This is a genomic window from Geomicrobium sediminis, assembly GCF_016908595.1.
In the GTDB taxonomy this organism is placed as follows: Bacteria; Bacillota; Bacilli; order Bacillales; family Marinococcaceae; genus Geomicrobium_A; species Geomicrobium_A sediminis.
The window spans coordinates 1-20,217 of the sequence record NZ_JAFBEC010000013.1; the positions used below are offsets into that span (position 1 = coordinate 1).

22 protein-coding genes and 1 pseudogene are annotated in these 20,217 nt (G+C 40.9%); 11 read left to right on the plus strand and 12 right to left on the minus strand.

Features of this window, described 5'->3' with window-relative positions:
• The first annotated feature begins 406 nt into the window (after positions 1–406).
• A complete protein-coding gene (locus JOD17_RS17350; protein ID WP_338028823.1) occupies positions 407–2,815 on the plus strand; it encodes a penicillin acylase family protein in 2,409 nt (802 codons plus the stop codon).
• 144 nt (positions 2,816–2,959) lie between these two features.
• Here the strand turns inward: JOD17_RS17350 and JOD17_RS17355 are convergent, their stop codons facing one another.
• The 5 genes from JOD17_RS17355 to JOD17_RS17375 all read right to left on the minus strand — a co-directional run bounded on the left by JOD17_RS17355 (position 2,960) and on the right by JOD17_RS17375 (position 6,387).
• A complete protein-coding gene (locus JOD17_RS17355) occupies positions 2,960–3,505 on the minus strand; it encodes a YwhD family protein (protein ID WP_204699276.1) in 546 nt (181 codons plus the stop codon).
• A gap of 106 nt (positions 3,506–3,611) precedes the next feature.
• Complete coding sequence (locus tag JOD17_RS17360; protein WP_204699277.1) at positions 3,612–4,139, minus strand: YwgA family protein; 528 nt, start codon at positions 4,137–4,139, stop codon at positions 3,612–3,614.
• A gap of 13 nt (positions 4,140–4,152) precedes the next feature.
• Positions 4,153–5,442 carry an HD domain-containing protein gene (locus tag JOD17_RS17365; protein WP_204699278.1) on the minus strand — a complete coding sequence of 430 codons (1,290 nt, stop codon included), beginning with the start codon at positions 5,440–5,442 and terminating at the stop codon, positions 4,153–4,155.
• 110 nt (positions 5,443–5,552) lie between these two features.
• Entirely contained in the window at positions 5,553–6,191 is a 639-nt protein-coding gene (locus JOD17_RS17370; protein ID WP_204699279.1) for a pentapeptide repeat-containing protein, read from the minus strand.
• The gene (locus JOD17_RS17375) at positions 6,157–6,387 is read right to left on the minus strand and encodes a hypothetical protein (RefSeq protein WP_042358094.1); all 231 of its coding nucleotides are present in this window, start codon (positions 6,385–6,387) and stop codon (positions 6,157–6,159) included. Before JOD17_RS17375 ends, JOD17_RS17370 begins: the two co-directional genes overlap by 35 nt.
• A gap of 98 nt (positions 6,388–6,485) precedes the next feature.
• Between JOD17_RS17375 and JOD17_RS17380 the strand changes: the two genes are divergently transcribed.
• The 7 genes from JOD17_RS17380 (at position 6,486) to JOD17_RS17410 (ending at position 14,391) form a co-directional block, all read left to right on the plus strand.
• On the plus strand, positions 6,486–7,334 hold the full coding sequence (locus JOD17_RS17380) for a lipoate--protein ligase family protein (protein ID WP_204699280.1): 849 nt from the start codon (positions 6,486–6,488) through the stop codon (positions 7,332–7,334).
• A gap of 98 nt (positions 7,335–7,432) precedes the next feature.
• Positions 7,433–8,185: an enoyl-CoA hydratase/isomerase family protein gene (locus JOD17_RS17385; protein WP_239575693.1), complete on the plus strand. Its 753-nt coding sequence runs from the start codon at positions 7,433–7,435 to the stop codon at positions 8,183–8,185.
• 102 nt (positions 8,186–8,287) lie between these two features.
• Positions 8,288–9,037: a hydrogen peroxide-dependent heme synthase gene (gene hemQ / locus JOD17_RS17390; protein WP_204699282.1), complete on the plus strand. Its 750-nt coding sequence runs from the start codon at positions 8,288–8,290 to the stop codon at positions 9,035–9,037.
• 118 nt (positions 9,038–9,155) lie between these two features.
• Positions 9,156–11,432, plus strand: a complete 2,277-nt coding sequence (gene metE / locus JOD17_RS17395) for a 5-methyltetrahydropteroyltriglutamate--homocysteine S-methyltransferase (protein WP_204699283.1) — start codon at positions 9,156–9,158, stop codon at positions 11,430–11,432.
• A gap of 100 nt (positions 11,433–11,532) precedes the next feature.
• On the plus strand, positions 11,533–11,955 hold the full coding sequence (locus JOD17_RS17400) for a cell wall hydrolase (RefSeq protein ID WP_204699284.1): 423 nt from the start codon (positions 11,533–11,535) through the stop codon (positions 11,953–11,955).
• A 24-nt stretch (positions 11,956–11,979) separates the two neighbouring features.
• A complete protein-coding gene (gene gerQ, locus JOD17_RS17405) occupies positions 11,980–12,462 on the plus strand; it encodes a spore coat protein GerQ (RefSeq protein ID WP_239575694.1) in 483 nt (160 codons plus the stop codon).
• A 150-nt stretch (positions 12,463–12,612) separates the two neighbouring features.
• A complete protein-coding gene (locus JOD17_RS17410; RefSeq protein ID WP_204699285.1) occupies positions 12,613–14,391 on the plus strand; it encodes an ABC transporter ATP-binding protein in 1,779 nt (592 codons plus the stop codon).
• A gap of 172 nt (positions 14,392–14,563) precedes the next feature.
• On the opposite strand, the pseudogene JOD17_RS21770 reads toward JOD17_RS17410, so the two are convergent.
• Together JOD17_RS21770 and JOD17_RS17415 are read right to left on the minus strand one after the other, a co-directional pair.
• A pseudogene (locus JOD17_RS21770) lies at positions 14,564–14,953 on the minus strand (RNA polymerase sigma factor); the annotation flags it as partial.
• Between the two features lie 5 nt (positions 14,954–14,958).
• Positions 14,959–15,537, minus strand: coding sequence for an ATP-dependent Clp protease proteolytic subunit (locus JOD17_RS17415; RefSeq protein ID WP_204699286.1), 579 nt, complete (start codon positions 15,535–15,537; stop codon positions 14,959–14,961).
• A gap of 232 nt (positions 15,538–15,769) precedes the next feature.
• Here JOD17_RS17415 and JOD17_RS17420 point away from each other — a divergent pair, with 232 nt between their 5' ends.
• Together JOD17_RS17420 and JOD17_RS17425 are read left to right on the plus strand one after the other, a co-directional pair.
• Positions 15,770–16,006, plus strand: coding sequence for an indolepyruvate ferredoxin oxidoreductase subunit alpha (locus JOD17_RS17420; protein WP_042358088.1), 237 nt, complete (start codon positions 15,770–15,772; stop codon positions 16,004–16,006).
• 260 nt (positions 16,007–16,266) lie between these two features.
• Positions 16,267–16,845, plus strand: a complete 579-nt coding sequence (locus JOD17_RS17425) for a small multi-drug export protein (RefSeq protein ID WP_204699287.1) — start codon at positions 16,267–16,269, stop codon at positions 16,843–16,845.
• 41 nt (positions 16,846–16,886) lie between these two features.
• On the opposite strand, the gene JOD17_RS17430 is transcribed toward JOD17_RS17425, so the two are convergent.
• Positions 16,887–17,198, minus strand: coding sequence for a winged helix-turn-helix transcriptional regulator (locus tag JOD17_RS17430; protein WP_239575695.1), 312 nt, complete (start codon positions 17,196–17,198; stop codon positions 16,887–16,889).
• 163 nt (positions 17,199–17,361) lie between these two features.
• On the opposite strand from JOD17_RS17430, the gene JOD17_RS17435 reads away from it, so the two are divergent.
• Positions 17,362–18,111, plus strand: a complete 750-nt coding sequence (locus JOD17_RS17435) for an STAS domain-containing protein (RefSeq protein ID WP_204699288.1) — start codon at positions 17,362–17,364, stop codon at positions 18,109–18,111.
• Positions 18,112–18,114: 3 nt separating this feature from the next.
• Here JOD17_RS17435 and JOD17_RS17440 read toward each other — a convergent pair whose 3' ends face one another.
• The 4 genes from JOD17_RS17440 to JOD17_RS17455 all read right to left on the minus strand — a co-directional run bounded on the left by JOD17_RS17440 (position 18,115) and on the right by JOD17_RS17455 (position 20,213).
• Complete coding sequence (locus tag JOD17_RS17440) at positions 18,115–18,489, minus strand: DUF423 domain-containing protein (RefSeq protein ID WP_204699289.1); 375 nt, start codon at positions 18,487–18,489, stop codon at positions 18,115–18,117.
• A 14-nt stretch (positions 18,490–18,503) separates the two neighbouring features.
• Positions 18,504–18,794 carry a DUF5327 family protein gene (locus JOD17_RS17445; protein ID WP_204699290.1) on the minus strand — a complete coding sequence of 97 codons (291 nt, stop codon included), beginning with the start codon at positions 18,792–18,794 and terminating at the stop codon, positions 18,504–18,506.
• Positions 18,795–18,930: 136 nt separating this feature from the next.
• Positions 18,931–19,122 carry a hypothetical protein gene (locus JOD17_RS17450; RefSeq protein WP_204699292.1) on the minus strand — a complete coding sequence of 64 codons (192 nt, stop codon included), beginning with the start codon at positions 19,120–19,122 and terminating at the stop codon, positions 18,931–18,933.
• A 65-nt stretch (positions 19,123–19,187) separates the two neighbouring features.
• A complete protein-coding gene (locus JOD17_RS17455; RefSeq protein WP_204699294.1) occupies positions 19,188–20,213 on the minus strand; it encodes an AbrB family transcriptional regulator in 1,026 nt (341 codons plus the stop codon).
• Positions 20,214–20,217: the final 4 nt, after the last annotated feature.

A 20,217-nucleotide genomic window follows, 5' to 3' on the forward strand; every position in this document is an offset into this window, starting at 1 on the left:
CATAAACAACTTTTTCTTTAAATGTGTCACTATATTTCACCAAACAAAACACCCCAAAAGTGAGTTTTTAACTCTAACTTTTGGGGTGCGGCACCGTCTCTTAAGTATGGAGTTGCAGGGCGCGATGCCCCTATTTACGGTAAACATCAAACGCATTCTTAAATTATGACCGAGTAGACTCCCCTATAGACACTGAAATCATATATATAAAATGGATGCCCAATTCCCTTATTTTTGGAAATTAGGCATCCGTTTTTTAATTACTTTGGTCTTTTTGAAGCAAACCGCTTTTTTAGTACCCTCATAAAACACTGGGGTCCTTTTCTTTATGGTGCTAAAAGCAGGACTACCCATGAAATGGGGCGAATGTCTAACACATAAACGTCATCCTTACGGGGGGATTTATGTGAGTTCTGCAATTGATATTTCAAAAAAGAGAAAGAAACGTTTGTGGCGCTTTATCGGTATTGGCTTAGTAATCGTTGTTACGTTGCTTATTGCGGTTGTCGCTTGGGGTTGGTCGCAAATCGGCGCTGGCGTCCCAACGACACAAGGCCAATACGAGTTCAACGAAATCAGTAGTGAAGTAAATATTTATCGAGATGATTACGGAGTGCCTCATATCGAAGCCGAATCAGAATACGATCTTTATTTTGCCCAAGGATTTGTAACCGCACAAGATCGTATGTTTCAAATGGACTTGAGTCGTAGGCAAGCATCAGGAATGCTCAGTGAAGTCATTGGTGAGAGCGCACTCGATACTGACCGCTACTTTCGAACATTTGGCTTACGGAGAGCCGCAGATGCGTCCTATGATGAATACGGTGAAGATGCACAAGAAATACTGCATGCGTATGCCGATGGAGTTAATGCGTATTTAGCGCAAATGAATGAAAGCGGTGACATTCCAGTTGAATTTCGGTTACTCGGTTATTCGCCTGAACCGTGGGAACCGCTTGATTCATTAACGATCGGAAAATACATGGCTTATGATTTAGGAGGGACGTGGCAAGGACAAGCGTTTCGTTACTGGCTAGTAAACAACGTTTCTGAAGAAGAAGCGATCGACTTAATGCCCACATACAAAGAAGACGGACCCATCATCATGGACGTCGCCAAAAACACTGATGTAGATGTCTTGAGCGCGTTCGAGGACGTTGCCGCGTACTTACCAGAACCATTTAACGGGAGCAACAATTGGGTCATATCTGGCGACCACACACAAAGCGGTGCACCGCTTTTAGCAGATGATCCACACCTCGGTCTCGCCACACCTTCAATTTGGTATGAAACGCATTTACGTGGACCTAGTGTCGATGTAAATGGAGTGATATTTGCAGGGGTACCTGGAATCATTCTCGGACACAACGACGAGATTGCTTGGGGGGTCACAAATGTCGGGCCTGATGTACAAGAACTTTATTTAGAAAAACGAAACCCTGACGATCCTTATCAATTTCTTTATGAAGATGAATGGTACGATGCAGATGTAATCATGGAAGAAATTGTTGTTGATGGGTATGATGAGCCCGTTCAACATGAAGTCGTTGTCACACGACACGGACCACTCCTTTCAGAATATAGTGATCCATTACAGCAAGAAGATGTGGCGATGGCCTTGCGTTGGACCGCCCATGACCCTACAAAAGAGCTTGAAGCGATACTGGAGATTAATAAAGCATCCAATTGGGAATCTTTTTTACATGCTTTAGAATCCTTTTCAGCACCTGCTCAAAACTTCGTCTACGCAGACCGTGATGGTAACATCGGTTACCGTGCTAATGGAAAGATTCCAATTCGGGCAAACAGCGATGCCCTGCTCCCTGTTGAAGGCTGGACGGGAGAACATGATTGGGAACGTTATATTCCTTTTGATGAACTGCCAACACTCTATAATCCTGATTCAGGAATGATTTCTACTGCAAACAATAAAATTGTGACGGACGACTATCCTTATCATCTTTCACATACTTGGGCACAGCCTTATCGTCATGAGCGAATTTTACAATTGCTCGACCAAGATGAGCCATTAACGAAAGAAGACATGATGCTCATGCAAATGGATGCGTATAACTTACATGCAGAAGAGTTCTTGCCTGAAATTGTTCCTCTACTTTTACAAGATGGACTACGAGAGATCGATCGTTCTGCCCTTGCGGTCATTGAACAATGGAACTATGAGGACGTTGTCGATGAAGGTGGTCCGCTTATTTTTCATTTATGGTTCCATGCTATTTCTAGTCTACTTTTTGAAGATACGATTCCAGAAGAAATGATGGCAATGTTTGAAGGGCGTACATCCATTATTGATCAGTTGCTTCGAGATGCGCTCGAAGGTGAACCTGGTCCTTGGATTGAACACGCTGGTAGTCTAGAAGCTCTCTTAACGGAAAGTTTCAAACGAGCCATTGATCAAGCAAGTGAATTACAAGGAAATGAACCTAAAGAATGGTCTTGGGGAGAGTATCATCAAGTGACATTTGCTCACCCGTTAGGCGTGATGTCACCACTCGATTTACTATTTAATCCAACACCGACACCTGTTGACGGAAGTCGGATCACGGTAATGGCAGCCGGCTATAACGATGAAACAGGAGCTACAAACCACGGGGCTGGTTGGAGAGGAGTCATGGATTTAGCTGACCTAACGGAGAGTTATCATATTGTCGGTCCAGGACAATCTGGTCACGTTCGAAGCGAACATTATGGTGATCAACTACTCGATTGGGTAAACGGGGATTTTCATACAACGTCATTACAACCTGAAGTCTATCAATCTGGTGACCATTTGCAACTTTTACCGACTTCTCCTTAACAGAAAAAGACACTAAAACGCGCAGAGGTTCTGCATTCCTCTGCGCACTTTAGTGTCTTAGCCTTATAATAAGGTTTACATTCAGCCTACACATTATCGAATAAAAGTACAACCATTGACAATTCTTGTTCACAAATCGTTCATTTATTCTCCGAGTGCTGAACGAAGTTCTGAACTTGAATGATTCCAATAATCTTCACTAAAACCTTTTAAATACTCTCTTAGCATATATAAGCTTTTGTCGTCCATACCTTTTACGACAACACGGCCTTTTAATGCCTTATCCATGTTATTCACATGTTCTGGCATGCTCTTAAATCCTCGTTTAAAGCGGCTGCCTTCTGGCGCCTCTTCCTCACGGTAAAAACGGCATGCACCAACTCCAAAGTACTTTGGTGATCCTTGATCTGTATGAGCAGTTGTCACCCAAACCATCCAATAAAGCTTCGGGTCATTTAGCTCTTCGAGCTGATCGAGCAGTTTTACTTTTTTCTCAATCTCTGAACGGGCATGAATGGCTCCCATATCAATAAAGACACGCTCTTCTACTGGATCGATAATAACAGGTGTAAGATTGTCTAGACTCAGAGACCCAACACCAAAACCGCCATGACCGTCTGTGGAATCTCCACTTAGAATATTAAAACCTGAGCCTTGCTTCTTCCCAGTGTTTTTATTAAATAAGTCCATGTGATCACTCCTTTTCCACCAATACACTTCTTACAGTGTATCACAAGCCTTAGGGATCTAAACAGTTTCGAGTCCTAAACGAAAAAACCGGATGAAAATCATCCGGTTAATGAGTCAATGTTGATTCGGCAATTGATTGCTTCCAACGAGCAATTAAAGCGTATGCCTCATTAATATCTTCAAGTGAGTAGTTTTGTGTCTTCTTAAGTGTCCAAACCCGCTCTATAACCTCTTCTTTACTTGCGGGCTGTAAGTAAAGGATCGTCGCCGTTAACTCCAAAAACTTGGACGTGCAGGCATTAAGCTCATCAACGACGACTTTCTCATCATCGCACGTCCAAGAACGCGTCGTTTTCGTTAAATATTCTCTGCCTGATTCCGCCAATTGATAGCGATATTGGCTATATCCTGAACATTCCTCATGAGTTTCACGTATGAATCCGAATTGCTTCAACTCGTCGAGTCGTATGGTTAGTTCCTCAGAATACGGACCATACATATGAAATCCATACTTTTCATGGAACGGCATGCCAAGCTGTTTCCCTATGTATACGACTTTCTGGAATTTCTTGCGACCGACAATTTCTTCAGCAGTTCCTAAAAGCGACATAATATGGACATGTTCCGTCAACATGCAAGCATCCTCCTCAACCGTGTAAAATCTTAATGATCGCCCGCTTTTCTTCAGAAAAACCAGGAGCGTCTAACACATCTTTTGGATAATACAATTTATGATCCGTTCTTTTCTTTCCTGAAATGGCTTCAACAACATCTGATTCTCTAGAAAGTTCTCGTAATCTGCCGTTGCGATTTAAAAGATGAATCGGTAACCTCTCTTCTTCTTCGCCAGGCCGATAAAAATCATAAGGCAAGTCAGACGAAAAATCAATGACGAGATAGTAATCAGGGTCAAGTCCAATTCGACGGAAACGTTCTTGTAAGTCGGACCATTCGTTTAAAATAAAATTCTGGTCAAATTCAACATACTGGAAAAGGTCTCTATGTAAAAAACGACGACATAAATCGGCAAGAATTACATCTTGCTCATCTTCCCATACTTGAAAATAGTAGTAAATAATGGACTCGTCTAATTTCAAATAGTCTTGGGTGTTCATATTATTGTTAAAGAATGGGGTAAAGTGATGAGGCGGTTGCGTAAACTGATATCCTTCAAGATAAAGCACCTTCGCCCTTCGTAAAATCTTATTCAGAATCACTTCCGCAGAACGAGTAACCGGGTGAAAGTACACTTGCCAGTACATTTGGTAACGACTCATAATATAATCTTCCACCGCATGCATGCCTGTCTGTTTAATGACGACTTGATCTTCAGTTGGTCGCATTACGCGTAGAATACGTTCCATATCAAAGTGGCCATAACTTACTCCCGTGTAAAAAGCATCTCGTTGTAAATAATCCATGCGATCCGCATCAATTTGACTCGAGATCATGCTAACGACTAGTTTGTTCGGATGCGTTTTCTCAATGACTTCTGATACTTCTTTTGGAAATTGATCGCCCATTCTCTTTAATACAGCATGGACTTCTGTATCTCCCATAATAATTGCTCGTGTCCATTCCTCATGATCCGTATCAAACACTTTCTCAAAAGAATGTGAGAATGGTCCATGACCAATGTCATGCAACAGTGCCGCTGTTAAACATAATAGTCGGTTCTCATCGTTCCAATGTTGGCGACCTTCAAATACATTGACCATTCGACGCATGATTTCATAGACCCCAAGGGAGTGGTTAAATCGAGTATGCTCTGCTCCATGAAACGTTAAAAACGTCGTGCCTAATTGCCGAATTCTTCTTAGACGTTGAAACTCTTTCGTCCCAATTAAGTCCCAAATTAATTGATCACGCACATGGATATAGCGGTGGACAGGATCTTTGAATACTTTCTCTTCTTGCATGATTTCATTTCCTTGCATCTCAAATCCTGCCCTTCTTTAGGTTTTCATTCATTATACCGTTTCATCGGTTTATTAAAAAGAGGACAAGAGCAACTTAAATCACCTCTATCATAAACGAACATATGTTCTTAGTCAATTCCTTTTACTTTCATGCCAAATGCTCGCACGAAAGCAGTGGCTTGATCTTCAGAGATTGTACAGCCGATTAACTCTTCTGCTGAGACGGTTAGTTGGTCAAACCTTGATGTGCTCAAATCGATCTCCTTTAGACTCGTGTGTGTAAACTGTACATCGTTTAAACTCACATCATCAAACGTAACATTCGCAAAGTTCACCTCAACAAAGTCTGCATGGTTGAGTAAAGAAGACTGAAAGCGCACATGCTTTAATGAGACGTGGCTAAAGTTACTATAAGGAAGTTGTGTATCCTCAAAACTCACATCTTGGTAGAAGCTATCAAAGCAGACAGCACCACTTAATTTGCACTCAAAAAACTTGACGCGGTGCATCGTCACTTGCGTCAAGTCAACATTTGATAAATCACATTTGTAAAATTCACAGTCGACCCATTCTGTTTGTTGTAACGAAGCTCCTAAGAAAAAGCATTGTTCAAAAACGGCCGCTTCAAACCGGCAATCGCGTAAGTCCTGTTGTTCAAATGTCTGTTTCCTAACGACAATCCGTTCGTATCGCTCTTCTCGTTCCAGATGAGTAGTTTCTTCAAGCGGTTCCTTAATCTTTGGGGATTGCAGTGCTCTTTTCTTCATTTTCTTGAATCATCTCCAAACGTCGGTTTGCAATCGCAGTTGTTCCTACTAGTAGTAACATAATTAGCGTGGAAATGATAATGTACGTCCAGTTCACTTGACCTGCGACAAGCGCTTGATAGCCAGCAACAATGATAAATTGGGCAATGACAATTGTGAGTGCTACTGCCAGAATTCGCTTTGTCATTCGATTCATAAGTAACGCCTCCATAAGAATATCTTTTGTGTTCTATACCTCTGAATCAATCATCATAAACATGTAGGTATGCTATAATTACATGAGTTTATTGCCTGATGAATAGGAGTAAAACGATGACTGAACTAACTGAAATTAAACAAGAGGCATGGCGTTATATGAACCGCATTCAAAGCGGTCAAAATGAAAATGCCTTATCCTCATTTGCATATGATGATACTTTTTGTGAAGCAGTTGGTGTATTAGAATCTGACCCTATTGTCCATACATGGGTTCATCAACCAACGATTGTACTTGGTACTCAAGACACGCGACTCCAAGATGTTTTTTTTGCGAAAGAACACCTAGAAAAAGCAGGGTATACGATCATTGTTCGTAACTCTGGAGGGCTAGCAGTTATGCTCGATTCAGGTGTATTGAACATCTCGCTTATCTTCAAAGACCAAAAATCTCTCAGCATTGATCCGACATACGAGCTGATGTTCAATCTTATTCAACAGATGTATTCTGACGCACCTTATCCTATAGAAGCAAAAGAAGTTGTCGGATCTTATTGCCCGGGAAATTATGATTTGAGCATGCAAGGAAAGAAATTTGCAGGAATTAGCCAGCGCAGATTACGCAATGGAACTGCTGTACAAATTTACTTAGCCATTACAGGCAGTGGTTCAGAACGCGCCACTACAATACAACAGTTTTATTCACTAGCTGAACAAACATCGAGCGAAACAACGATGACGATTGAACCGTACACAATGGCATCTCTATCGGAACTTTATGGGCAGCCGTTAACTGTTCAAGACGGAGAAAACCGTTTAATTAACACGTTTAATATGCTCGGAAAGACATTGCAACCCAAAGAAATGTCCGTTGATGAACAGCAACGTTTGACTAAACGACTGAAAATGGTCTATGAGCGAAACGATAAAATTCTCTATAAAAGCTGACCCGTGCGCAAGTGCTGCGTATGGGTTTTTTATCAAAATGAATATTCATTCATTTTGTGATACACTACGTATAATTCATAAAAGATGGAGGGTTCTCTATGGAACTGAAACAAGAAACGGTTCTTTATGACGTCAACAATCAGATTGCAACCATCACGTTAAATCGCCCAAACGTCAAAAATGCTTTAAACGATGAAATGCACCACGAACTTTTCGAGTCTTTTAAAGAAGCGGAGCGTGACTCTAACGTCTCTGTCGTTGTCCTTCAAGGAGCAGGAGATGCTTTTTGTTCTGGTGCAGATTTAAAAAGTGCCTCTTTGAACGATCGAACTGCATTCGACTATGGAGATTCATTGCGAGATACTTACAACCGATTAATTCTTACAATTACGCAAATTCAAAAACCGATTATTGCTCACATCAATGGAATTGCCGTTGGTGCTGGGTTAAGCATTGCGCTCGCTTGCGACTTCCGTGTTGCAGCTTATGACGCAAAAATGGCTCTTAGCTTCCTCAACATCGGACTTGTTCCAGACGCTGGTGCCTCTTTCTTTTTACCGAGGATTGTCGGCTATGCAAAAGCCCTAGAACTCGGGATGGGACAAATGATTTCTGCTGAAGAAGCGTATCGCATCAACTTAATCAACCAGATCGGTACACCTGAAGAACTTGCAAAACAACTCACAGAAACTCCACTCGAAGCTTTTGGGTTGATGAAGGCAACAATGCGAGAAAGTTATGAGCATTCTCTTTCTGAAATCCTTGAAAAAGAAGTCCACGCCCAACGTTTAGCTGGTCAAACAGAAGATCATGCAAAAGCTGTTCAAAAGTTCTTAACGAAACGTTCTTGACGGCTTTGTGACGCCTTTTCTCTGCATTTTAAATCTAGGTATTGCTTATGCTATGATAAGGAAGAATGATTGTAGTGTGTAAGAGAGAAAGGAGCATGTCTCATGGCTGAACCAGCAGAAACGATTGATGGTTGGTATAGTCTGCACGACTTTCGTACCTTCGATTGGGCAGCGTGGAAGCGCGTACCTGCCGAGGAACGCGGGCAAATCGTAGCAGAATTTAAGGAAATGATCGAGGATTGGATGCATAATGAGGAACGAGGAGAAGGTAGCTATGCTCTTTACTCCATTGTTGGTCAAAAGGCTGACATTATGTTTATGCTTCTTCGTCCTACAATGCAAGAACTAAATGAAATTGAAAATGCGTTTAACCAAACGCGTTTTGCAGAATTTACGATTCCGTCTTATTCTTACGTCTCGGTTGTCGAACTTGGAAAGTACATGTACCGTGGCGATGGAGACCCATTAGATGATCCAGGAATTCGTGAGCGTGTTTTCCCTGTACTTCCGAAATGGGAGCACATCTGCTTTTATCCGATGGATAAAAAGCGCGAAGGCGAAGATAACTGGTACATGACTCCAGCGAAAGAACGCGGGCAAATGATGTATTCACACGGTATGGTTGGCCGTAAGTACGCTGGCAAAGTGAAACAAGTGATTACCGGTTCTGTAGGTTTCGATGATTGGGAGTGGGGCGTAACGCTATTTGCCCACGACGTACTTCAATTTAAGAAACTCGTTTATGAAATGCGCTTTGATGAAGTATCCGCGCGTTTTGCTGATTTTGGATCATTCTACGTTGGAAATGTGTTGACACTCGAAGATGTTGACTTCTATTTCAAAGCTAGATAAACCATTAGGATATTTTGTTGATGAAAATCAACAAAATATCCTTTATTTCTTTTCAAGAGTACAGTACGCTTAATGGAAGAAACATTTACATTTCACATAAAGATAGGAGGCCGATCTTGTGACAACTTCGTCATTAGGTTATCCAAGAATTGGAGAGCAAAGAGAGTGGAAAAAAGCATTAGAAGCGTATTGGTCAAACTCAATTTCTGAAGACGATTTACATGCACAGCTCAAAGAAATTCGTCTGAATCATCTGCGTAAACAGAAAAGGGCAGGCATTGACGTGATCCCTGTTGGTGATTTCACCTACTACGATCACATCCTAGATGCTAGTGTAATGTTCGGGCTAATTCCTAAGCGATATGACTATTCAGGTGGCCCTGTTTCAATTGATACGTATTTTGCCATGGCACGTGGAAATGCCAAGGCTCCTGCCTGTGAAATGACAAAATGGTATAACACGAATTATCACTATATCGTACCTGAACTCCAAGATATGACACCGACTGTCACTGAGAATCGACTGGTTACTCTTTATAAAGAAGCAAAAGACGAGCTTGGCATTGAGGGTAAACCTGTACTAATCGGTCCTTACTCGTTCCTTAAATTAGCAAAACATTACGACTTATCACAAACAGAAGACTGGTTAAAACAATTAACTGTTGTGTACAGTCAAGTTTTACGTGAGCTAGAAGAAGCAGGTGTACTATGGGTACAACTTGATGAGCCTTCACTCGTCACAAATGTGACTGATGAGGAAATGGCGTACGTCAAAGACATTTACGAAACGCTGCATGCGGATGTACCAAACTTACAAATTATCGTACAAACGTACTTTGATGCAGTCGAAAACTATGACCAAGTCGTCGAGCTTCCTGTTGCAGGAATCGGGCTAGACTTCGTTCATGATGGCGGGAAGAACTTGCACGCCATTCAAACGAAAGGATTCCCTGGAGACAAAGTTCTTGCGGCTGGCGTCATTGACGGTCGCAACATTTGGAAAGCAAAAGTCGTCGATAAACTCGCATTGCTTGAGCAAGTTAAACAAGTCGTAAAAACTCCTGAAAAATTATGGATTCAACCTTCCTCAAGCTTGCTTCATACGCCTGTTACCGTACAAAATGAACCAGAACTAGACTCGGTATTAAAACGCGCATTATCGTTTGCCGATGAAAAACTAATTGAAGTTGTTACGCTAAAAGAACTTCTTTATTCCGATCAATCAGCTGATCATACAGCCATTCGCGAAAATCAACAATTATTCAAAGACATTGAAGCGACTGGATGGCGCAAACAAGAACCAGACACTGAAGCTTTCTCGGAAGTATCTCGTACGGCTTCTTATGAACAAAGACGACCGAAACAACTTGAGAAATGGAATTTGCCAATCCTACCAACTACAACGATCGGCTCCTTCCCACAAACGAAAGAAGTACGCCGATTACGTGCACAAGTGAAAAAGGGCTCGATCACTGAAGAAGATTATAAAACTCAGATTAACGACTACATTTCGACATGGATTAAGCACCAAGAAGAGATTGGGCTTGATGTTCTCGTTCATGGCGAATTTGAACGTAATGACATGGTGGAATTTTTCGGGGAACGCCTAGAAGGTTTTGCTTTCACGAAAAATGCTTGGGTACAATCGTACGGTTCACGTGGCGTAAAACCACCAATTATCTATGGGGATGTTCGCTTTAAACAACCGATGACCGTAGAAGAAACTGTGTACGCACAATCATTAACTTCAAAACCAGTAAAGGGCATGTTAACTGGACCTGTCACCATTTTAAACTGGTCATTTGAACGTGATGATTTACCGAAATTCCAAGTCGCTTTCCAAATTGCTGAAGCGATTAAAGAAGAAGTAAGTGCGCTTGAGAACGCAGGTATTGAGATGATTCAAATTGATGAACCTGCACTACGTGAAGGCCTTCCTCTAAAAGAACAAGATTGGAAAACCTACTTGGATTGGGCTGTGCACGCGTTTCGTCTTAGCTCTTCCCACGTCCAAGATACGACGCAAATTCACACGCATATGTGCTATAGCGAATTCCAAGATATCATTGACGCCATTCGCGCACTTGATGCGGATGTGATCTCAATTGAAACGTCTCGTAGTCAAGGAGATATTCTTTCAACGTTTGAGGAAAATACGTATGAACTAGGTATTGGTCTTGGAGTATATGACATTCACAGTCCACGTGTTCCTTCTGAAGAAGAGATGTCGACCATTTTAAACCGCGCGCTAAAAGTATTGCCTGTTGAACGTTTTTGGGTAAACCCTGATTGCGGGTTAAAAACGAGAAAAGAAGAAGAAACCATTGCTGCACTAAAATTAATGGTGAACGCTGCCAAACACGCACGAAAGCAAGTAGCAACAACTTCATCGTAATCGAAAACCTCTGCATTGACTGCAGAGGCTTTTTTATTCTGTCATATCCCTAAACGGCTGTTCATAAGATGATGAAGGAGTATGTATAGGAGGTGCGCAGATGGCAGTTATAGCTGCAACGGATGAAGATGTTCAAATCTTGGCCCGGTTAATTCGCGCAGAAGCTGAAGGTGAAGGAAAGCAAGGCATGTTAAATGCCGGAAATGTCATGGTAAATCGAGTTCGGTATGATTGCTCTGACTTTACAGACATCCGAACGATACCACAAATGGCGTTCCAATCCCCAGGTGGCTTTGAAGCCGTTCAGAAAGGTTATTTTTATCAAAGAGCGAGGGATCAAGAAATCGAACTTGCAAGACGACTCATCCGTGGTGAGCAAATTCATCCTGGTGAACGGGCACTTTGGTTCTTCCGTCCAGACGCACCGTGCCCAGGAGAATGGTTTGGTCAGCCACTCGCTGGTCAATTTAAAGCTCACTGCTTCTACAATCCTACTTACAACGAATGCCCTAGAGTCTGGTGATTATTAATAAAGGAGTGATTGTCGTTGTTTAGAAACCCTTATTACGGTCATCCTCAGTTCATGCAGCCGGTGTACCCTCAACAATACTATTATCCTCAACAATATGAACAAGAAGAACGTGGTGATGACCAAGAGGAACACGCAGAACCTCAATCTTATACATTTGCGCCGCCACCAATGTATCGAACGCAACCGCAATTTAACGGAAATCAAGATGGTCAAATGCTTCCAATTGAGCAATCTTATATTGAAAATATTCTTCGCCTCAATTCAGGCAAGGAAGCTACGGTTTACATGACATTTGGAAGTGGAACGAATCAGCAAGTACAAGTGTTTGAAGGGGTTATTCTAGAGGCGGGGCGTGATCATATTATCTTGCATGATACGTCGACGGGTCAGCATTATTTATTACTCATGGTTTATTTAGATTACATTGTCTTTAATGAACCGATTGAATATGAGTACCCTTTTGGCGGGGCTAATATGGGAACCTATTCCCCTAGGTAATCTGTTCATAAAGTAATCTGTTCATACCCAAGGTCAATCGACCTTGGGTATTTTTAACGCAATCGGTTTGTTTTGACAGGTTCAAATTCCATTCAGTATGCTTTATAGAAGGTGAACTCGCACACAATAGTTTAAAAAGGGGCCAACGCGATGCATCAATCACAACTACATGAACAACCGCCAAAACAAAGCATCCGTACGATGTTTCGCGACCTCTTGCAACGCGTAAAACGAAGTCGATTATTTATTGTACTTGCTATTTTTGCTGTTTTTATCGTTGCAATGATTGAGTTTTTTATTCCTCAAGCGATTCAATATACAATTGACGTGATTATTCCACAGCAGCTGGTAGATCAGTTAATTTGGGTGTTCGTGCTCGTAATTCTTGCAGCACTCATGCTCATAGGCTTTCAATTTCTGGGAAGCTTTTTAATGGCCATTGTCGGTCAACGAGCGTTGTACGATTTAAGAAATGAATTATATGATCACTTGCAAAATCTTGATGTTGCTTTTTTTGACCGCAACCGTACTGGCGATTTAATGTCTCGCCTTACAAATGATGTTAACATGTTACAGCAGTTACTTTCTTCAGGACTTTTAACATTGCTTTCCGATCTATTTATCTTTTTAGCTATTAGTATTTATATGTTTTATGTTAATTGGCAACTCGCTTTACTAATCTTGCTCACGTTTCCTATTTTGTTTTTCGTAACACGTTTTTTTGCTCGCCGTATTCGAAGTGCCTTTCGCAACGTCCAAGCAAGTCTTGCCGAAATAAACAATCATTTACAAGACTCTTTTTCTGGGATTCGACTCGTCAAATCGTTTGCAATGGAAAACTTTGAGAGCGAACGATTTCAAGAACGGAATAAAACAAATCAAGAAGCGAACCTTAAGGCGGCTAAGAACTTCTCTTTATTCGGTCCAATTGTAAGCTTTATTAATTACTTTGGCTTAGCTATTGTCGTTGCATTCGGTGCATGGCAAACGATCGGTGGCGAAATGACGATCGGTATGATCGCTACGTTTCTCATCTATCTACGCCTACTCCAAAACCCAATTCGACGTGTGAGTCGATTAATGAACACCATTCAACAAGCAGCTGCAGCATACGACCGTATTCAATCTGTTCTTTCAGAGCGACCACAGATCGTCTCTAAACTAGATGCAAAAACATTAAATGTGACAAAAGGTGACATTACATTCGATCACGTTACGTTCTCATATAACGATGATAAACAAGCCCTTAAACAGGTGACCTTTAATATTGCGGGAGGGAAAACGACTGCACTCGTCGGTAAGTCAGGCTCAGGTAAGACGACAATCACGAACTTGCTCACTCGATTCTACTCACCCGATCACGGTACGATTTCAATTGATGGCACTCCGATTGATCACGTTACTTTAGAATCTTTACGTTCGCAGATCTCTGTCGTTTCACAAGATATTTATCTAGTTAACGGAACGATTCGAGAGAACATCGCTTATGGTACACCCGAGATCGATGACCTTGCTGTGAAAAAAGCTGCAGCGATTGCAAAAGCAGATGAATTCATTGAGGAATTAACTGAAGGCTATGATACATCCGTTGGAGAACGAGGGATTAAATTGTCTGGCGGACAAAAGCAACGCATCAGTATTGCCCGGGCAATATTAAAAAATCCACAAATTATTTTATTGGATGAAGCAACTTCAGCTTTAGATACGGAATCTGAAAAGTCGATCCAAGCAGGACTAGACGACTTATTACGAAATCGTACGGCCTTAATTATCGCCCATCGTCTCTCAACGATTCAAAACGCGAACCATATCGTTGTCTTAGATAACGGTCAAGTTGTTGAAGAAGGAAATCATGAACAATTACTTGCTCAAAAAGGGCATTACGAAAAGCTCCATTCACTACAACACGAAGCACTAGCAACCATATAAAAAAGACCACAAGCGATAAGCTTGGGTCTTCCTCATGAAACAGTTGTTTTATGTTTCTAACGTCTTCATTTTGAATCATCATCGTCAAATATTGAATTCGTTTTGCTTTGTTCATTCCTACAGGGACCGGTATGCCATGGCGGTCCCTCTCATGATGAATTGCTGCTCTTGCACGACGAAGTAGGGCCTTAACTGTCGTAACATTGCATGCTAAAATTTCTGCAATTTCTTTATCACGATAACAAAACCCTTCTTTTAATACATACACGACTTGTTGTTTCTTCGTAAGGGTATGAACGAGTATTTCAGCAACCATTAATGCCTGAAATTGAGAAAAAGTTACCGGTTCTTCAGTCGTCTGCTTAGGAGCTTTTTGATCTCTACGATACGCATCGATCCATATCGTTTTTGCAGTACGTTTTGCATATGCTTTCGTAAGTTCTTTAGGGTTTGTAGCGATAACCTTTACGACAGCCTCTTGTGCAAGGTCTTTTCCTTCATCGCCTTTTTGAAGCGTTTGGCAATATTTTAGTAATGATTCATACGTTTCCTGCCATTCCATTGCAACTACCCTCCATAAATGTGGTCAATTAATCCATATTCCTTTGCTTCAAATGCATTCATGAAATGATCACGGTTAATATCTTTAGCCACTTGTTCTTCTGTTTGACCCGTTCGCTCAGCCAATTGCTTTTGAATTAACGCTCGGTGCCTTTCAATGCGTTTCGCATAGATTAACATGTCAGAAGCTTGCCCTTTCGTACCACCTGAAGGTTGATGTATCATTATTTCTGCATTCGGGAGCGCATACCTCTTTCCTTTTGCTCCCATGGCCAGGATTTGTGCTCCCATTGAAGCTGCCATACCTGTACACAGTGTCGCGACGTCTGGCTTTATGACATTCATCGTGTCAATGATCGAGAAGCCTGCAGAAATTGAACCACCTGGAGATTGGATGTATAACGAAATGTCTTTCTTCTCATCTTCAGATGCTAAAAAAAGAAGCTGGGCAACGACAGCATTCGCCATTTGGTCATGAATCTCCGTACCAATAAAAATGATTCGATCTTTTAAAAGTCGGGAATAAATATCGTAGGAACGTTCGGAAGTAGCAGTTTGTTCAATCACATAAGGTAGGGTTTGCATAACATTGCCTCCTCGGCTAATGATTTTCTCAATTTCCTAAACGTATACGGAATGCATTACGATACGGGTGGAAAAATAAAAATATTGCAGAGCATACAAACGCCTATACGTGCCAGAATATGTTACAATACATGACAGTTACTACGCTTCCCAATATCTAGATTTTTTTAGTACATCCCCTTATACACAAAAAAATATTTCGTTATAATGATTCTTATAGGGAGGTGAAAAAATGCCATTTGTCATTACGTCTGCCTGCAAAGAGGAGAAAAACGGTTCTTGTGTAGAAGTTTGTCCAGTCGATTGTATCGAAGAAGGAAAGGACATGTTCTACATTGACCCGGATATTTGCATAGATTGTGGAGCTTGTGAACCTGTATGTCCAGTCGAAGCGATTTACCCGGATGATGAGGTCCCAGAAGAGGAAGCTCAATATATTGAACTTAATGCTCAGTATTTTAACCAGTAGCATTACTTACAAAAACGTAGCGTTGTTCAGATCGAATGGCGTCTACGTTTTTTAGGATGAATTAATACAATATTTAAATAGTTACCTTCGTAACTTGCTGTATTAGATTTTTTTGTACTGCCATGTTATAAAGAGAAGATAACATTTTGACTATTTTTGAGCACTTTAGATCGCACTCTTGAACTTTGTCTATCTATACCGATAATCTTAATGTGTACTTATACACGTTCAATTAACTCATCAGTAGGTGATCCGAGCACGTGGAAACATTCATTTATTTTCTTATTTTGTTAATCATGGCTGCAATACCTTTCCTTGAATACATGGTGGCGATTCCTGTCGGAATTCTTTTTATGCCAATTCCAACAACGTCAGTTATTGTCGCTTCAATCATTGGAAATGTTATTACCGTCATTCTACTCATTATACTTGTAGAAAAAGTACGAGGTTGGATTAAGAGCAAAACCGAAGAACCTGAACCAATTAAAGAAGAATTAGACACTACTGTGAACGCTACACAGCCTGCACAAAACGACGCTTTGCACGATCCAGCTGTTGAAGTAGAACAGGCAAAAGCAGACAAAGTCGAAGAATCCTCAAGTCCATCGCGTTTTGAAAAGCAACGTGTTCGTGCAAGACGCTACTGGGATCGTTTCGGCTTAGCTGGACTGTCAATCCTCGGCACGGGCTTACTCAGCAGTCACTTAACTGCCTTACTTGCGTGCTCATTCGGTGCCAATCGTGCCAAGTTATCGCTTTGGATGATTATAAGTATTGTTTTATGGTCTGTGCTTTTAGGTGGCTTAATTCATTTCGGGGTGATTACGTTCTTCGAATAACAAAAAACGCTCAAGTCCAGGACTTGAGCGTTTTTTTATTCTCATTCTACATTAACGCGATGGTGCTTTCCCCATTGTTCCATCTCTTTTAAGAGTGGAAAAATAGAACGCCCGTACTCTGTAATCGAATACTCTACTTTTGGTGGAACAACAGCATGTTCATATCGGGATATTAACTGGTCTTCTTCTAATTCTTTTAATTGTTTAATTAACGTTTGATGATGAATCTCAGGAATACGTTTTTTAATCTCACTAAATCGCAATGAATCATCAAACAATTCAATCAAAATAATCCCTTTCCCACATACAACTTTAAGTGTTGTTTTAATATTGTTCATTGTTTCTACTTTCAATGGTATGTTCTCCTCACCCAAAGTATATTTAAATATACTTCTTCACAATTTTACGAACAGCTTTAAAATAATAGTAGGCAGGAAGTATTAATCACAACCATACTATCTCATAAACTACAAAATTTTTCCACTCACGACTGAAAAGGGGGTGGAGTGACCGCATATGACCTTATTACACGACCTTCTTCAACAAGAATTTAGGAAAACCAAAGCACATCGTCCACATTGTAACGTTATGGACTGCTTGGCTGCCTACATAAAGCAACTGCATTTCTATGTTGAAAAGGAACCATCCGTATTAGAGGCAAAGAAGGACATCACTTCACTTGCAAAGTACCACGTAGAGCGTCTAAAAACATTTCATCAACACACAACGTTCTATAAACGTCGTCAATCGTTGTATCGAATGATAATGGAAGCATTAGTGGGGAAGCTTGACGAGGGCTACTCGAATAAAAGTATTAATCAAACGATCTTTGAACAAATTGAACTGTACGAGCATACGTATGCAGTACGGTATCAATTAGAATTAGATTCGTATCTCCATCATCAGAATTCAACACTACTCTCGCTCAATAAAACGATTGCCGTTTGGCCAATTCAAGACCTTTATTATCAAACGGACCATAACTCTGCACTGTTCTCTGTTCTACAGGAGGCAAAGAGACGTAGAGTTCACGATCTAATCATCGACTTAACGGCTGTTAACCAATTAAGTGCCACAGCAACAAAACAATTCAATGATCGGTTAGTTACAGCACAATTAATTGGTGTAGAGATTTGTCTTACTGGCATTTTGCCAAACGTTTCCGAGTCGCTCGTTCTCTACGATCAAGATCACCTCGTTGATCAATTTAAGATTTTCCCAAGCCTACAAATTGCGTTGGTAGAGCTACAAAAAGGCGATGAGTAACGGTCATCGCCCTCTTAACGTTGCAATGGTCAGGCACAACCAACCGCTAATAAACGAAACACCACCAATAGGTGTAATCGCCCCAAGCCACGTCATACTCGTGAGCGCCATTACATAGAGACTGCCCGAGAATATCACGATACCAATGACTAAAAGTGAAGCAGAGGCTTGAAGCAACTTCGAAGGTCCAGTCATACTGATTACGATTCCAACTACCAAAATACCTAGTGAATGAAACATATGATACTGAACACCAGTTTGATAGTTCTCTAACATATTATCCGTAATAGAACCTTCTAAACCATGAGCGCCAAAAGCGCCTATGGCAACGGCTAGCATCGCTAAAATTGCTCCTGTAGCGATCCATTGATTTTTCATTTTTATACCCCTCATTAGAAATCTAAAAGATTTCCTTCGATTTGTTGATTGGTAGATGGTACAGACTGACTTACAGGCACTTGTGTTAATCTTGGTTGCTGCGTCTTGGTAACTTGCGGTTTTACTCCTGTAGCCTTAGCATCATCATCTATTGAACTGCTCTCTTCAATAAGCTCACTGTAAACTCGTACAATGCTTGCTTGTTTTTGAATGGCCAACGAAGAAGCTCCACTTGCATGAAGGGATTGCAAGTCTTCGACAGCTTGATGTAATTTCTTAAGAATCGTTGATAATTGGACTGCCATGTAATCGCCCTTCCTTTTCTAACTATCGTTTTCCACTTTTGTTAACTCATTATTCATCTTACCATAGATTACGACTACGTTAGAAAGTGAGGCGACACTTATAATTCTAAAAAGAGCAAACCCGGTGGTTCGCTCTTTAATTACTCGTACCTTCTTCTATTTTAGTGTATCCATAAGCTTCAATCTTCTCATAGTTTTCACTATCAATGATCCAGTAATTATTCTCCGTATCTTTAACAACTACTTCGTCTCTTTTCAAGGCATTCTTCGCATCTTCTTCATTATCATAACGCTGAGCCATAATTTGTAAGTCATCAATGATAATCATTTAACAAACACCTCCAAGTAGTGTTTATTTTCCCCGACGTTCATGCTCATAAACCAATCTTTATGTTACGATTTCTTTAACATCCATTTAAGAAAGTGTGGCAAAACGAGTAACACAACGATCATGCGAATAATGTGAAGACTGGCGACTAATGATGGGTCCATCTTTAAAGATAATGCCGTTGAAGACATCTCTGGTGCGCCGGCTGGTACGGTACTAAGTAAACTCATTAAATAACTCATTGGTGTGAATAGATAGAAAATGAAAGCAATACAAATCGCCATGATCATATATAATCCAAGAATTTTAGCACTCGCTATACCAATCTCACGCAATCGCTCTAACGTGGAACGTTCAAAACGAATCCCAACCATAGCACCAATCAACACTTGTCCAATGCCAGGAATATACGATGGTAATGCTCCGAATGTAAAGACAAACTCACTCGCTACAAACCCAATCATAATTGCATAAATCAGGGTGGCACCGGCAAAGTTAAGCCATTTCGTTAACAACATCGTAAGAATCAGAATCACACTAAAATAAAGCACATGCTGGACTTCTAAACCACTTGCTGAAGTTGTAAACGTTTCTGAAGACCCTTGCCCATAAACCATTCCTACTCCAAAAGGAATGAGTAACACGAACATCGTAATCCTCGCCGTATGAAAAGAAGCGACAATCCGTTCATCCGCTCCATAATGACTCGATAGTGCGATCACCTCTGAAGCACCACCAGGCACAGTACAGAAAAAAGCGGTCTTACGGTCTAGGCTCGTCCAACGATCTAAAAGAATTCCAAATAACAATCCACCTAAGAGTGTAATACCTAGCGTTAAAATTAATGGGAGAATGTATTGATGCAGATGAAGAAATAATTGTGGCTCCATCATCACACCAATATTTGCACCGACAAGGATCAATGCGACTTGGAATGGCCAACCATTAAATGAGTAACTCGTAACAAACAATCCATAAACAATTCCAGTGAAGATTGCACCGAGTAACCATCCTGCTGGTATGCCAATGGCTTGGAATGTTGCACCGACAACAAACGCAATCATTAGAAATGCAATTTTATTTAGCCACATACGA

Excerpts from the sequence above, each read along its gene's own strand:
- JOD17_RS17355 (WP_204699276.1), bottom strand. The coding sequence starts at position 3,505 with ATGGACTTATTTAATAAAAACACTGGGAAGAAGCAAGGCTCAGGTTTT.
- JOD17_RS17360 (WP_204699277.1), bottom strand. The coding sequence starts at position 4,139 with ATGTTGACGGAACATGTCCATATTATGTCGCTTTTAGGAACTGCTGAA.
- JOD17_RS17365 (WP_204699278.1), bottom strand. The coding sequence starts at position 5,442 with ATGCAAGGAAATGAAATCATGCAAGAAGAGAAAGTATTCAAAGATCCT.
- JOD17_RS17370 (WP_204699279.1), bottom strand. The coding sequence starts at position 6,191 with ATGAAGAAAAGAGCACTGCAATCCCCAAAGATTAAGGAACCGCTTGAA.
- JOD17_RS17375 (WP_042358094.1), bottom strand. The coding sequence starts at position 6,387 with ATGAATCGAATGACAAAGCGAATTCTGGCAGTAGCACTCACAATTGTC.
- JOD17_RS17380 (WP_204699280.1), top strand. The coding sequence starts at position 6,486 with ATGAATAGGAGTAAAACGATGACTGAACTAACTGAAATTAAACAAGAG.
- JOD17_RS17385 (WP_239575693.1), top strand. The coding sequence starts at position 7,433 with ATGGAACTGAAACAAGAAACGGTTCTTTATGACGTCAACAATCAGATT.
- hemQ (WP_204699282.1), top strand. The coding sequence starts at position 8,288 with ATGGCTGAACCAGCAGAAACGATTGATGGTTGGTATAGTCTGCACGAC.
- JOD17_RS17400 (WP_204699284.1), top strand. The coding sequence starts at position 11,533 with ATGGCAGTTATAGCTGCAACGGATGAAGATGTTCAAATCTTGGCCCGG.
- JOD17_RS17410 (WP_204699285.1), top strand. The coding sequence starts at position 12,613 with ATGCATCAATCACAACTACATGAACAACCGCCAAAACAAAGCATCCGT.
- JOD17_RS17415 (WP_204699286.1), bottom strand. The coding sequence starts at position 15,537 with ATGCAAACCCTACCTTATGTGATTGAACAAACTGCTACTTCCGAACGT.
- JOD17_RS17420 (WP_042358088.1), top strand. The coding sequence starts at position 15,770 with ATGCCATTTGTCATTACGTCTGCCTGCAAAGAGGAGAAAAACGGTTCT.
- JOD17_RS17435 (WP_204699288.1), top strand. The coding sequence starts at position 17,362 with ATGACCTTATTACACGACCTTCTTCAACAAGAATTTAGGAAAACCAAA.
- JOD17_RS17440 (WP_204699289.1), bottom strand. The coding sequence starts at position 18,489 with ATGAAAAATCAATGGATCGCTACAGGAGCAATTTTAGCGATGCTAGCC.
- JOD17_RS17445 (WP_204699290.1), bottom strand. The coding sequence starts at position 18,794 with ATGGCAGTCCAATTATCAACGATTCTTAAGAAATTACATCAAGCTGTC.
- JOD17_RS17450 (WP_204699292.1), bottom strand. The coding sequence starts at position 19,122 with ATGATTATCATTGATGACTTACAAATTATGGCTCAGCGTTATGATAAT.
- JOD17_RS17455 (WP_204699294.1), bottom strand. The coding sequence starts at position 20,213 with ATGTGGCTAAATAAAATTGCATTTCTAATGATTGCGTTTGTTGTCGGT.